The 14,385-nt window shown below is 41.7% G+C and carries 11 protein-coding genes and 1 riboswitch; of the genes, 1 reads left to right on the top strand and 10 read right to left on the bottom strand.

The genetic code is table 11. The features are described 5' to 3' along the window. Positions 1-24 precede the first annotated feature (24 nt). The 6 genes from glmU to mvk all read right to left on the bottom strand — a co-directional run bounded on the left by glmU (position 25) and on the right by mvk (position 9,042). A complete protein-coding gene (gene glmU / locus PCY16_RS00545; RefSeq protein WP_195413728.1) occupies positions 25-1,407 on the bottom strand; it encodes a bifunctional UDP-N-acetylglucosamine diphosphorylase/glucosamine-1-phosphate N-acetyltransferase GlmU in 1,383 nt (460 codons plus the stop codon). A gap of 284 nt (positions 1,408-1,691) precedes the next feature. Continuing rightward, complete coding sequence (mgtA, locus tag PCY16_RS00540) at positions 1,692-4,352, bottom strand: magnesium-translocating P-type ATPase (RefSeq protein ID WP_195413727.1); 2,661 nt, start codon at positions 4,350-4,352, stop codon at positions 1,692-1,694. Between the two features lie 224 nt (positions 4,353-4,576). Further along, a riboswitch (M-box (ykoK) riboswitch) is annotated at positions 4,577-4,732 on the bottom strand. Positions 4,733-5,196: 464 nt separating this feature from the next. Next, on the bottom strand, positions 5,197-6,201 hold the full coding sequence (fni, locus tag PCY16_RS00535; RefSeq protein ID WP_195413726.1) for a type 2 isopentenyl-diphosphate Delta-isomerase: 1,005 nt from the start codon (positions 6,199-6,201) through the stop codon (positions 5,197-5,199). Between the two features lie 48 nt (positions 6,202-6,249). Then, positions 6,250-7,245 (bottom strand): phosphomevalonate kinase, encoded by a 996-nt coding sequence (locus PCY16_RS00530; protein WP_301353205.1) that lies wholly within the window; start codon positions 7,243-7,245, stop codon positions 6,250-6,252. After that, positions 7,238-8,182: a diphosphomevalonate decarboxylase gene (gene mvaD / locus PCY16_RS00525; RefSeq protein WP_173018395.1), complete on the bottom strand. Its 945-nt coding sequence runs from the start codon at positions 8,180-8,182 to the stop codon at positions 7,238-7,240. The genes PCY16_RS00530 and mvaD overlap by 8 nt, the downstream gene beginning before the upstream one ends. Next, complete coding sequence (mvk, locus tag PCY16_RS00520; RefSeq protein WP_195413724.1) at positions 8,164-9,042, bottom strand: mevalonate kinase; 879 nt, start codon at positions 9,040-9,042, stop codon at positions 8,164-8,166. The genes mvaD and mvk overlap by 19 nt, the downstream gene beginning before the upstream one ends. 261 nt (positions 9,043-9,303) lie before the next feature. Here mvk and PCY16_RS00515 point away from each other — a divergent pair, with 261 nt between their 5' ends. After that, positions 9,304-9,867 carry a nucleotidyltransferase family protein gene (locus PCY16_RS00515; RefSeq protein ID WP_155212891.1) on the top strand — a complete coding sequence of 188 codons (564 nt, stop codon included), beginning with the start codon at positions 9,304-9,306 and terminating at the stop codon, positions 9,865-9,867. 267 nt (positions 9,868-10,134) lie between these two features. On the opposite strand, the gene PCY16_RS00510 is transcribed toward PCY16_RS00515, so the two are convergent. The 4 genes from PCY16_RS00510 to ald form a co-directional block, all read right to left on the bottom strand. Beyond that, the gene (locus PCY16_RS00510; protein ID WP_195413723.1) at positions 10,135-11,451 is read right to left on the bottom strand and encodes an FAD-containing oxidoreductase; all 1,317 of its coding nucleotides are present in this window, start codon (positions 11,449-11,451) and stop codon (positions 10,135-10,137) included. Between the two features lie 141 nt (positions 11,452-11,592). Continuing rightward, positions 11,593-12,393: an alpha/beta hydrolase gene (locus tag PCY16_RS00505; RefSeq protein ID WP_195413722.1), complete on the bottom strand. Its 801-nt coding sequence runs from the start codon at positions 12,391-12,393 to the stop codon at positions 11,593-11,595. Positions 12,394-12,428: 35 nt separating this feature from the next. Further along, complete coding sequence (locus PCY16_RS00500) at positions 12,429-12,791, bottom strand: hypothetical protein (RefSeq protein WP_195413721.1); 363 nt, start codon at positions 12,789-12,791, stop codon at positions 12,429-12,431. 197 nt (positions 12,792-12,988) lie between these two features. Continuing rightward, positions 12,989-14,101 carry an alanine dehydrogenase gene (ald, locus tag PCY16_RS00495; RefSeq protein WP_156685452.1) on the bottom strand — a complete coding sequence of 371 codons (1,113 nt, stop codon included), beginning with the start codon at positions 14,099-14,101 and terminating at the stop codon, positions 12,989-12,991. Positions 14,102-14,385: the final 284 nt, after the last annotated feature.

Here is a 14,385-nt window from a genome sequence, read left to right as displayed (position 1 = left end):
AACCAAGCCCAGATAGCCTTAAGCCTACTTTTGTTGGCTTGGGTGATGAGGCTTCTTAGTAGCGTAACCTTCTTTATTGACCTGACGGCCACGTCCAATGGCTACGCTGTCAGCTGGAACATTCTCTGTAATGGTTGAACCAGCTGCTGTAAGTGCATTGTCCCCGATTTCAAGCGGTGCAATCAAGGTTGAATTGCTTCCGATAAAGACGTTGTTAGCAATTTGGGTCTTGAATTTATGTTGACCATCATAGTTGACGGTAATTGTTCCAGCACCAAAGTTAACGTCAGAACCAACTTCCGCATTACCAATGTAGGTCAAGTGACCAGCCTTTGTATTTTCACCGATGGTAGAACCCTTAACCTCGACGAAGTTACCGATATGAACGCCTTCTTTGAGAATTGAATCCGGACGAACATGGGCAAACGGACCAACGGTAACACCTTTTTCAACCACTGAATGCTCAATCATAGAGTTAGTGATAACAGTATTGGCACCGATAGTTGAATCAACAATATAAGTCCCATTGGTAAGCACTGACTCTGCACCGACTTTAGTTTGCCCTTTAAGCGTAACATTGGCTTCAATAACAACGTCTGACTCAATTTCCACATCCACATCGATATAAGTAGCGTTTGGATTTTGGAAAGTAACACCATTAACCATGTGAGCTTGGTTGATGCGACGACGCATAACATCTTCTGCCGTAGCCAAGGCAACACGGTCGTTAACCCCGAGACTTTCTTCAAAGTCACGAAGAGTGAAGGCACCTACTTTTTCACCATTCTCACGGAAAATAGAAATAACATCAGTCAAATAGTATTCCCCTTGAGCGTTGTTAGTGTTGATATTTTTAAGTGCTTCGAAGAGGCGTTTATTATCAAAAACGTAAGTCCCTGTATTGATTTCTTTAACCTGTTGTTCAAACTCGTTGGCATCTTTTTGCTCAACAATCTTAGTCACTTCGCCATTTTCGTTACGGATAATACGACCATAACCAAACGGACTGTCCGCAGTTGCAGTCAAGATAGTGGCAACATTTTTGTGATTAACGTGGAAATCAATAAGGTTTTTAAGGCTTTCACCAGTAATCAAAGGCGTGTCACCAGCAATAACAAGCGTTTGCCCTTCAAGTCCAGCCAACTCATCTTCAGCCATCATTACTGCGTGACCAGTCCCCAACTGCTCAGTTTGCATAGTGAAGGCAGATTGACCGTCCAAAACCTCACGAACAAGCTCAGCCTTGTGACCAATAACAGTAACGTTTTTAGCTGGTTCGATAGCTGAAACTGCACGGAAAACATGCTCAAGCATAGTGATGCCTGAAACCTTGTGCAATACTTTTGGAAGATCTGATTTCATGCGAGTTCCTTTACCCGCAGCAAGGATAATAGCGTAATTACTCATTTTCTTTTTCCTTCTTAAGATTTTTTTGTGATGGTTTCCTTCGAGGCGGTCTTAGCCTTGAGCCCCAAATCTCAGGGCCTCAACCTCCCACTGGGATAGCCTACGAAAGAAAGGGGCCTTGAAAACATAGTCTCTCATTTCTTAGAAAATATGTCCTCATAACTGACGTTTTTTAGGGCCTCTGATTATCTATAATCGCCCTATTATACCATAAATGAAAAGGTTTTGGCAGAATGAAAGGTAATGAAAAAAGAGCTGACGCTCTTTTTATAAGAATAGTTATCCTATAACCATTCTTTGTATTTCTTAATATAGATATGCTTCACAAAGGTAACACTAAGCATATACAAAGTAATGATGATAAACAAGAGAATGAAATAGAGACCGTTTAGATGGCTGAGTTTTAAGAGACTAGCCAATGGACTGTATGGAAGAGAAGTCACAAAGAAAGCAGCAAATAAGGTTGTCACAACAACTGATAGTGCTGGGTGACTTTGAATAAATGGTAGTTTTGGTGAACGTAACATGTGGATAACCATGGTTTGAGACCACATAGATTCGATAAACCAACCTGTTTGGAAAATAATGATAAAGGCTGCTGCTTCTGGTGAACCATGAACATAGCCATGCCCCAAAATCATTGGCACAATGATGAAATAGAGCAAGATATATGTCAAAATATCAAATACGGACGAAATAGGTCCTATCCAAGCCATGAAACGCATGATTGATTTAGCTTCCCAGATATGTGGCTCTTTAAGAAATTCCTTGTCCACATTGTCAAATGGAAGGGCGATACAAGAGATATCATAGACAAGATTTAGGACAATCAAATGCACAGGTGCCATTGGTAGGAATGGTAAGAAAATGCTGGCAAAGAGGAGAGAAAAGATATTCCCGAAATTTGAAGAAACGGTCATCTTGATATATTTGGTCATATTAGCATAGACCTTCCGTCCTTCAACCAAACCTTTTTCCAAGACCATTAAATCCTTATCAAGCAAGATAACATCTGCAGTTTCTTTGGCGATATCAACAGCTGTATCCACAGAAATCCCCACATCTGACACCTTCATGGATGGGGCATCGTTGATACCATCACCCATATAGCCTACCTTATGCCCATTTTCCTTAAGGCTTAGGATAATTCGTGCCTTTTGGTCTGGGGATAACTTAGCAAAGACTGTTGTCGTTTCCACAGCCTTAGCCAAATCTTGATCTGACATGGTATCAAGATCACTTCCAAGTAGAATGTGCGTCACATCTAGACCAACTTTTTCACAGACAGCCTGTGTCACCTTATCATTGTCTCCAGTCAAAATTTTTGTGGTCACACCATATTCCGCCAAAGCCTTGATAGCAGGTGCTGCTGATGGTTTTGGTGGGTCAAGGAAGGCAAGATATCCCGTCAAAATCATATCACTTTCATCTTCGACACTAAAGACGTCATTTTCATTAAGCTGTGATTTGTAGCTAACACCGAGAACACGCAAACCTTGTTCATTCAACTGTGCAACTTCCGCAAGGACTTCCTCACGAACATCGTCAGTCAATGGGATAATGTCTCCCTTGTATTCCACATAGTTAGAAACAGAGAGCATTTCTTCAAGGGCACCTTTTGTCACCATGCTAACAAATCCATCAGTGTCTTGAACAATGACACTCATGCGACGACGTTCAAAATCAAAAGGTAGCTCATCAATCTTGTGGAAGGTCTGGTCAAGGTCACGAACGATGTCATGTTTCTTAGCTTCTCTTTCAGTTCGGCTAATAATGGCACGGTCCATAAGATTTTTTAAGCCAGTTTGGAAATAAGAATTAAGATAGGCTCTCCGAAGTACTGATAGGTCAAGGTCACCATGGATATCAAGAGGGTACTCAAGAACGATTTCATCCTGAGTCAGGGTTCCTGTCTTATCCGTACAAAGGATGTCGATAGCCCCTAGGTCTTGAATAGCATTAAGTTTTTTGATGACCACCTTTTCCTTGGCCATAATGATAGAACCCTTGGCAAGACTGGCTGTGATAATCATCGGCAACATTTCTGGGGTCAAACCGACTCCCACACTAAGGGCAAAGACGCCGGCTTCAAGCCAGTCCCCATCTGTTAAACCGTTAATCACAAAAACAACAGGAACCATAACCAACATGAGTCGAATCAAGAGCCAAGAAATGGAATTCATCTCACGTTCAAATGAAGTTGGTTCGTCATAAGTATTGATGGTCTGCTCAATTGCTCCCATCATGGTTTCATCACCAACAACTAAAACCAAGGCTGTTGCACGACCAGAGATAACATTAGTTCCCATGAAAGCAAGGCTCTCACTTTCAAGCAGGCTCTCTAGATTTTGACCATCTGCTTTAGCCAGACAAGCTTTTTCCACAGCATCGCTTTCACCTGTCAAGCCAGACTGTTGAACAAAGAAATCACGAGAATCTAGTAAGACCACATCAGCCGGAATCATATCTCCCGCACTTAGTTTGACCACATCTCCAACCACAATTTCATCAATTGGGATTTCTTGCTCACTGCCATCTCGAAGTACTGTTGCTGTATTGACAATCATGCGAGACAAATTACTGGCAGCCTTGTCGCTACGAAGTTCTTGAACAAAACGGATACCACCAGATATCAAAACTAGAGTGACAATGATGATAGAAGTCGTTGGGTCTTCTTCACCCGGTTTAGCAAGCCAGACATTGGTGATAAAGGAAACCAGAGCAATGACTAAGAGAATAACAGTAAAGGGATTGATGATAGATTCATAAATCTTTTTAATGATAGAATCCTCTTGTCCTTTGGTTATGACATTTTCCCCATAAAGGTCACGGTTTTCTTCTACTTGGTCTTCCTTCAAGCCATCCAAATGAGTCTTGTAGCGAGTAAGGGTTGTTTCAAGTGGCTCTTGAAGAGCAGCAATAAGTCTTTCTTTATTTGTTGACATTGGAATCTCCTTATTTAATCAGGAGCCAATCACTTATGGAGTCCCTAAGACACTAATCAGCGATTGACTGGTTAGGTGCGGTTCGGGGTGATCGTCGATTAGTCTCATAGGTTTCTCCTTTCATTTTTTTACATAGTGGGTGGACCTCAGACAAAAGAAAAGAGTCCTACCCATATACAGGTAAGACTCTATAAACTCGAGGTTGATTTTTTAATAGATTCTGTCAAAAAATGGACCGTTCAAGCTTTAGCTCCGCAAGGCGATGAAATGAGCTTAGTCTTGACCTTGGCGATCAGGACTGTTGACCAACGAGTAGTGTCTCCACTGCTTTGCGGTAGTCATCCGTATCCTTGTGGTAGCCTCACCTACCGTATTTCACTGAAAATAATACTCCTAAGGCGGTAACTTGTCAAGGGGAAAAGTTACTTTTTGCTTGAGTGGGTAATAAAAAAAGAGCTTCCGCTCTTTTTTGTAAGATATTCTTTTGTAAAATGGATTTTTTTAGACTTTCCTTAAGTGAGTGCGGACGTCAGCGAACTTCTTCGAAGCTCCATGACTAATTTTTGAGCCCCTTCACTTTTTAATTTCTAGGCTCAGGCTAAAACAGTTCCCCAAACTGTTTTACTCTCAAAAATTCCGAGTTCTAGAAATACAAGTATTTCTAGAACTTTTCTCACAGCGGAAAGTCTCGTTAAGTGCTCGCTTTGCTCGCTAGAAACAAGTCAAATCAAGAATACAATTATTTTTCTTTGACAGGTGTTAAGATGATATCTCCATACTATCATTGCCTAGAGAAATTATTTTACCATCTTTAAAAAAGAAAAAAAGAGCACTTGGCTCTTTCCTACTTTCCTTGCTTGATATAAGTTCCTTGTAGCTTACCATGTAGAATGTAATCAACAGATTTGAGCTCATCTACAGTTCGACAATCAAGGGCACACATGATGAGACGAAGGTCATCTTTCCAGCCATTAACGACAGCCACAACCTTATCCACAGGGTAACGTTCTACCAATTCAAGGACTGTTCGTGAGAGGCCTACACCTTTTGCTCCTAAGACCAGACATTTAACCATATCAAGTGGATTGCGCACTCCGCCAGAGGCTAGGATTTCCACATTATCACGAAGGTTTTGGGCTTGCAGGAGGGTCTGAACGGTGCTTTGTCCCCAGTCATTGAGGTAATCACGGTTACCGCCTCTACTATTTTCAATATAGGCGAAGCTAGTCCCACCACGACCTGAGATATCCACAGTTTTGATGCCCTGAGACATGGCGTAACGAATGGTTTCCACATCCATACCAAAGCCGACCTCCTTAAGCACAAGAGGAACCTCTATTTTCTGTGCATAAGCCACCACATTTTCCTTCCAAGTGTGGAAAATACGCTCTCCCTCAGGCATGAGAAGCTCCTGCATAAGATTAACATGGAGCTGTAAAAAGACTGGGTTCATAGCTTCCACCGTCTTAATGCCCAGGTCCACAGACTTATCCACACCGATATTAGTCGCTAGGTCTAAGTCTGGAAACTCTTGGCGATAGTCAAAAGATTCTGGTGCTTCCCCCTTTAGAGCAGTACTGTAGGAACCTGTTACCATGAGAATACCTGTTCGACTGGCCACCTCAGCTAGTTTTCGATTAACAGCACCACCCTTGGCGGAACCACCTGTCATGGCATTGATATAAAAGGGATAATCCCAATCTCGTTCCGCAAAATGTGTGGACAAGTCAATCTGATCTAAATCATAAGTCGGTAGAGACTTGTGGATAAGTTCCATATCGTCAAAACTATTGTAGGGCGACTGGTACTTGAGGGCATAACGGATGTGATCGTCTTTACGATTTGTCATAGGTTATTTCTTTACTTTCTTGCGTGATAATGTCTACTTAGCTGACCCCTAAACCTCATACAAGAGCTCTATTCCTTCCTCTTGCCAGCGCTCAACTAAGGTATCTCGGCTTGCTTGGTCAAAGGCAAAGGCAATACCACAGTCGCCACCACCTGCTCCAGAAGACTTAGCGATAGCATCGAGTCCTTGCTCTGCTTCTTTGAGTTTTTTCAGCTTGGCCACATAAATATCTGGACTAAGTGATTCCAACTGGTCACTGACAGTTTGAAGGCTGCTCTTAAGCAAGTTCTTATCTCCTGTTACCAGAGCCTTGATGGCATCTTGAACAGCCACTTCTGTTTCACTTAAATACTTGCTTGATATGCGAGATTTGGCCATTTTAACCATGTCTTTTGAGATAGCAGCTTGCTTGGTCCACCCCACCAAAAAGTGAGCTTTGAGAACTTGCACTACAGGACTGATACGATAGTCCCAGTCTTTTTCCAAAAGCTCTGATAGAGTTATTTGGTCTATAAGCTCTGCTATTTTTTCACGGTCAAAGGAACGATAGGAAATCAGATCCTCGTATACGATACAAGCTAAATCTCCCATAGAACCATTATCTCCCTGCTTGAGAAGGGTGTAGCTAGCTAATTTAAAGAGAATGTCTTTGGATAAGTCTTTCTGAAGGGCTGCTGCCAAGGCCTTGAGGGTCAATACCACAACAGAACCCGAAGAACCGATACCAAATTTAACCCCATCTCGTTCCAACTTTCCAGTGATGGAAAGGTCCAGAGCGGGTAACTTCTCACCACAAAAGGCCTCAAAAGTATTCAAAGCCTCTTGAATGAGGGCGTAATTTGCGTCTAGCTCACGGCCCACACTATAGTCAAACATGTCTGAGGACAACTGGGGAGTTTGTGCTTCCTTGACATCTGCTGACATGAAAATAGGAATAAATTGGATTAGGGCTGTCTGCCCAGCTGTTAAGACTGAGTATTCTCCAGCAATGTAGAGTTTCCCACCTGTTTTTACTGTGACCTGATTGACCGACTGCTTAGGCATCTGGCAACTCCTTGGTGCGTGAAACAATGACCTGATAGTCCTTACGGAAGTGGTCTGCTAGGCGGTCTAGGTCTTCTTCCAGACAGAGCACCTTAACATTTGGTCCTGCATCCATAGTAAAGTAACACTGCTCACCAGAGGCACGGAGGGCCTTAACCTTGTCCATAGCCTGATAAGAGGCTTCCGTTAGATATGAAAATGGAGGGTTAGCCGTACTTGTGGTTTGGTGCATACGAAGGGCATTGGCTTCTGTAAGCTCACCGACCGCTTGGAAATCATTTGCTTTGAGATAGGTCAACATATCCTTGTAATCCTGCTCAGACTGTTTAACCCACTCAGGAAAGGAGGTCGATGTTTCGGTACACAATTTCATACCATCACGGCTTGATACGGGTTTCTTTTGATCTGTCAAAACCAGCATAATCATGGCCAATTTAAGGTCTGTTTCAACCGGGTAAACCTCACCACTATCCTTGTCCCAGGCTGCCAATGGTCCAAAGAAGGACCGTGATGACGAACCTGAAGCAAACTTGGCAATTTGAGCTAATTCAGACTGCGTTTTTCCGACTTGGAAGAGCTCGTTAGCTGCTTTAACTAGGGCAGAAAGTCCTGAGGAACTTGAGGATAGACCTGCAGCTGTTGGCATGTTGTTCCAAGTTTCAATCTTGACATGTTGGTTTGGATTAGTACGGAAGAGGTCTAAAACCTTGCTGGCCTTGATTGTTTCTTTTTCCCCTTGGAGCTCATCATCGATATACATGACATCACCAGTCGCATCCTCCGGCAGAAAAGATAACTTGGTTTCCGTATACATATTTTCCAAAGTCAGTGAGATACTACTGGTTGAAGGAATCATACGCTCCGCATCCGCCTTACCCCAGTATTTGACAATAGCAATATTTGCGTACGATTTGACGCTTACAGGCTTTCTATCCACGTGTTTACGGCTCCTTTTTCTTGAAGTTTTTTAGCAATCGTTTGGGCTTGGTCTTTAGTACTTGTCAGGGCAATAATACAGCCACCAAGTCCTCCACCTGACATCTTGGCTCCCAGTGCACCTTGCTCCAGAGCAGTTGCTACTAGAAGATCCGACAAATCACAAGATACCCCTAAAGATTTAAGATGATTATGGGCTTGAGACATGAGCTGACCAAGAAGCTTTTGATCCTTGGCTTTGAGAACTAGTTCTGCCTTCTGACTTAATTCGCCCAGTTGGTTGAGATCTGACAAGGCATCTAAACCAATAGCCTCAACCTTTTCCACGGCCTCACGGGTATTTCCATGGATACCCGTATCAGCAATGACCAGATAGGCACCTAAATTGACCTCAATTTCCTTGAAACCGACATTACGCGTAAAGCTAATGGCTTGATCACTCAAGCAGGTCTTTGCATCTAAGCCACTAGGTTTACTATGGGCTATGGTCTCCGCCTGATGAACAAGCATTTCCAAGGTCTCCTGGCTAAGCTCCTGATCAAAATAATCAAAGACCGCTCGAATTGCCGCAATGGCTACAGCCGCAGACGACCCCATGCCACGCTTCTCAGGGACACTAGACTTAATAGCATAGCTGATAGGCTGATTCTTGATTTTCAGATAATTAAGAGCTGAAAAAATAGCCGTCGTCAAGGGATCTTGAGCCTTGAGCGTCAAAGGAGTCTCAGCCGCCTGAATCTGACAGACAACCTCAATATCCTTAAGAGGGAGGGCAAGGGCAGGATGACCATAAACGACCGAGTGCTCCCCCATCAAAATAATCTTACTGTGAGCCTTGCCCACTCCTACTTTCTTAGTCATAAGTTACACACACTCACAGACGAATTTGCAGGTGAGTGTCTTTCTAGATTTTTCATACAGATTCTAGTGGTGACTCAAGGTCAATCAACCTCCCTGAGTGGATTAAGAGCACCAATCTAAGGAATTTCCTATGTCACTTCTATCTTATCATCAAAGCGCAAAAAAAGCGACATCTAACCCAGAGTGTCGCTTTGTATTAGAGATCTGGTCTTATTTTGATATTTCTATCTTAAACTAGTACAATACCAATGAGGTTTTAAAATGATTGATGTCAAAAAACTAATTAAACAGAACTCCGAACTAATGACACTATTAAAGATTATCCACTCTTTCCAACTAAATGACTGTTGGCTTTGTGCTGGAACTATACGCAATTATATTTGGGACTACTTAAGTACCGGAAATACATCTTCAAATATCAATTTCTCAGATATCGATGTCATTTTCTTTGATAAAAATATATCATATGAACAAACTGTTGAAATAGAAAATCAAATAAAGAGAAGATATCCTAAATACAATTGGGAAATAAAAAATCAGTTTTATATGAATAGACATAGTCCTAATACTGAAAAGTATGTCAGCTCTACAGATGCCGTTTCAAAATTTCCCGAAAAATGTACTGCCATAGCTGCTAGACTAAATGACAATCAGGAACTAGAGGTTTTTATTCCCTTTGGAATAGACGATTTAGTTAACTTCAGAGTCTCTCCCACACCACATTACTTTTCAGATAAAGAACGACAAACGGTCTATAACGAGAGAGTAAAAAAGAAAAATTGGAACGCATTCTGGCCAAACATTTCTATAGAATTTATCAAATAGATTAAACTATGATTTGAGATTTACTTTTTACAAGACTTTCCGCTGTGAGAAAAGTTTCTGAAACTTAATAGTGTCAGAAACTCGGAATTTTTGAGAGTAAAACAGTTCGGGGAACTGTTTTAGCCTGAGCCTAGAAATTAAAAAGTGAAGGGGCTCAAAAATTAGTCATGGAACTTCGAAGAAGGTCGCTGACGACCGTACTCACCTAAGGAAAGTCTTAAAAATTTTTCTTCTACATAAAAAAAAAGCCTCTCGGCTCTTTTCATTTTAAATCGCAAACAAATCATTTAGGTTCTCAGCCATAGTTGGGTGAGTAAAGATTTGTTTAGCCAAATCTGTATATGGAATGTGATGATTCATAGCTAGGGTAATTAGATTGATAATTTCATGAGATTCTTGACCAAAGAGTGTCACTCCCAAGATTTCCTTAGTTTCAGGGTTTACCACAGCTTTGAAAGCACCGCGCAAGTCACCGTTAACATGACCACGAGGCATGCCAGCAACTGGAAGTTCCTTGACAGCAACTGGTCCACCTGCTGCTCTGGCTTGGTCTTCAGTAAGGCCAACCTGTGCCAAAGGTGGGTTGAGGAACATGGCAGTTGGAACTGCTCCACGTGTTTCAAGGTTATAGCTACCATCCCCTGTCAAGTAATTAAAGACAATACGGAAATCATCTAGTGAAATGTAAGTGAATTGGAGACCACCATTAACATCCCCCACCGCAAAGACACCAGGAACACTTGTTTCCAAATGTTTATTGACCTGGATACCACCACGTTCAGTCAAGGTAATATCTGTATTTTCCAAGTGAAGAGGTTCGATATTAGGCTTGCGTCCTGTCGCATAGAGGAGTGCATCAAAACGGAACTCGCCTTTGTCAGTAACAACGACAACTTCATCACCGTCATTTTTCACTTCGGAAGTTTTAACACCTTGCTCAAAGACAATGCCGTCCTCTTCCATGTATTCCTTGGCCAACTTAGCAATAGATGGCTCCACACGTGGCAAGAAGCTAGTCGCTGCATCCAAGACAGTCACTTGACTTCCCAAACGGTTATAAAGGCCAGCAAATTCAAGACCGATATTACCACCACCTAAGACACCCAGACGTTTTGGCAAGGCTTCAAGGGTTTGAATACCAGTTGAATCGTAGACATGCTCAGTTGTTGTCAAACCAGGAATAAGCAAGACATTAGATACAGCACCAGTATTGATAACAATAGTCTCAGCTGTAAGCTCTTGGCGGTCATCACCAGCTACTACTTCAATAACCTTATTCGACACAAAATGTGCCTCTGCATCAATGACATCAACGCCATTGTCTGCCAACATTTTATAATTCTTAGCATTAAGACGACCAGTCACTGCACCACGTTCCTTCATGGTGTCGTCAAATGACCAGCCCTTCTCAGCCGCAACAATCATAGTCTTGGTTGGGATACACGCAATATTAATGCAAGTACCACCATACATGGCTTTACTGCGCTCGATGACAGCAACTTTCTTACCAGCTGCATTCATCTTAGCAGCCAGAGTTTTACCGGCTTTACCGAAACCGATAACAATCAAATCATAGTTCAACATTTCTGTATCCTCCTATCTATTGCCATTCTATCATTTAATTTTTCAGACCGCACATATCTGAACTGGAAAATAAAAAGAGGTTACAGTTTTATTGTAACCCCTTTCTCATCCGTTTTTAATAGATTTCCATAAGTCCACTACCTAAGTGTTTTCTCGCAGAAATTCTAATATCATTTTATTAAATTGCTTACTCTCAATAAAGACTGCGTGACCCTGTTTGCTAAATTCATAATAGGAAGCATTTGGAATGCTATTTGCAAGTTCCCTTGTACCATCCACTCCCAGAACCAAATCTTTTTTAGCTCCCAAGACAAGAGTCGGGCAGATGATTTTATCAAGGGACTTATGGTAATCAAACTCAAGAATTGACTTGGCTAAACGGACAAATCGTTCTTGTTTTTCAACACTCACAGTCTTCAGGAATAGTTTATTAATCACATATAATTTCTTTAAAACAGGTGACGAAAATGATTTACTCATGGAATCCATATTGAGCTTATCCATATCACCATTTTCTGCCATCTCTATCCACCCTCCGATGGTTTCTCTACTGATAGCATTATTGCGAGATAATGTCAGAGCTAATACTAGCTTTTTCACCTTTTGAGGATACTTGATAGCAAACAGCTGAGCAATCATACCACCTTGTGATATGCCTATGATAGAGGCATTAGCAATATGCAACTCTTGTAAAGAATGGTAGAGGTCATCAGCCATATTTTCAATTGAAATACCTTCTTCGATATGGTCCTTTCTATCAAAAATATAGACCTTATACTCCTTAGCGTATCGATAAAATAGCGAGTAAATGGCAAGGTTGGACATATCACCTAATCGTTGCAAACTTAATCCCGTAATGATAATAAGAGTTTTGTCTCCCTTACCAAAAGTGACATAATCTACACCTGGGTCCGACAAATGATTTCTTTGAATGGTAAACATTATCTACACACTTTCATTGTAAGATTTAAGTATTATCATGCGTCCGGGGCATTATTTGATGCCATGATGATAATACTTACCAAGACAACAAAGGTAACTTGCCAAAGAATGAAGGCCATGAAATCCCCACCTTTAAAAATAAGTAGGTCACAAACTAAAATAGCCAATAGCACAGCATTTTTTCTAAAAAGTTGGTCACAATTTTTCCAAAAAGTTTCAAAAGAAATATTGGCTCCTATCTTACGAACAAGCCTCACATGACAAATAATCTCAACCAGGGATGCCACAGCTACTGTAGTTAGCAGTTCGGTCAAAGAGACATCCATACGAAAACCAAAATAAAGAACGAGAAGTTGAGAGAAAATAATTACTGTGATCACACGAATATGGTTGGCCACGATAAAACCTCCTAATGGCAAGCATTATAGATACTCATTACTGCCCTTAATATGTCTACTCATTATAGCATAAAATAAGACCAAAATTAGAAAAATTCTAACAGTTTCGGCTTTGTAGCATTTCTTATCTCAGACCACAAAAAAAGAGCCAACCAAATCATGGTACGACTCCTCTTTGTTTATGCTAAATAATCTATTTATGCCAATTCATCAATTGATGTATACTCTCTGTCTAAGCCCTTTGCAACCGGTTTGCTAGTAATATGACCTTGGTAGGTTGTAACCCCTTGACGAAGACCTTCGTCGTCGTTAATGGCTTTTCTGAATCCTTTTCCTGCAAGGGCTTCGATATAAGGCAAAGTGACATTGGTAAGGGCAATAGTTGATGTACGTGCCACAGCACCTGGGATATTGGCAACAGCATAGTGAAGGACACCGTGTGTTTCATAAACAGGCTCATCGTGAGTTGTCACGCGATCCGCAGTCTCAACAACCCCACCTTGGTCAACGGCAACGTCAACAATAACAGAACCTGGACGCATTTGTTTAACCATATGGTCAGTAACGAGTTTCGGCGCTTTTGCACCTGGGATAAGAACAGCACCGATAACCACGTCAGCATCACGAACACTCGCTTCAATATTGAGCGGATTTGACATAAGCGTTTGAATTTGGCTACCAAAGACTTCCTCAAGGACAGACAAACGTTTGGCACTGATATCAAGAATAGTCACTTGAGCCCCAAGTCCAAGTGCGATACGGGCTGCATGTGTCCCTACGACACCACCACCGATAATAGTCACTTTCCCTTTAGGAACACCAGGTACCCCACCTAGGAGAACGCCAGAGCCACCCTCTTGTTTGGTCAAGAAGTGAGCACCGATTTGAACGGCCATGCGTCCTGCGACTTCACTCATTGGAACCAAAAGTGGTAGGTGACCTTCTTGGCTACGTACTGTTTCATAGGCCACACCTGTTGTCTTAGCATTGACCATAGCATCTGCCAATTCTGGAGCTGCTGCCATGTGCAAGTAGGTAAAGAGTAAAAGATCCTCACGAAGGAAGCCATATTCTTCAGCAAGTGGCTCCTTAACTTTAACAACAAGTTCTGCTGCCCATGCTTCTGCAGCAGTTGCAACGATTTTAGCACCTTGATTGGCATAATCTGCATCCGCAAAACCAGAGCCAAGGCCTGCATTTGTTTCGATTAACACGACATGTCCCTTAGCCACAAGACTTTGGACACCAGCAGGCGTTAGAGCCACACGGTTTTCATTATTTTTGATTTCTTTTGGAATACCAATTAACATACGTTTCTCCTTATTCGGAAGTTATAAGGTCAACCATCAAAAAGATGACTTGACCACTCCCTATCTATTTTTGAAATGATAACGCTTTCATTTTATCTAAAAAACTCAAAAATAGCAAGTGAAAAATCTTCCCTCCCTTTTTAAGGCCTGAAATCTTGCTTCTAAAATACGACAAAAGAACCCAACCAATCGGCTGGGTTCTTAAGTGTAAACTAAATGATCAAAAGATTTTTTCTCCTTAAGCACGTCCTCCTTTTCAATATCAAAAGTAGTACCAATTTAAA

The sequence above is a fragment of the Streptococcus sp. SS4 genome, from assembly GCF_030440125.1.
Classification (GTDB): Bacteria; Bacillota; Bacilli; order Lactobacillales; family Streptococcaceae; genus Streptococcus.
Note: the sequence above shows the minus strand (reverse complement) of the source record. Positions and strands in the feature narration are given on the sequence as shown.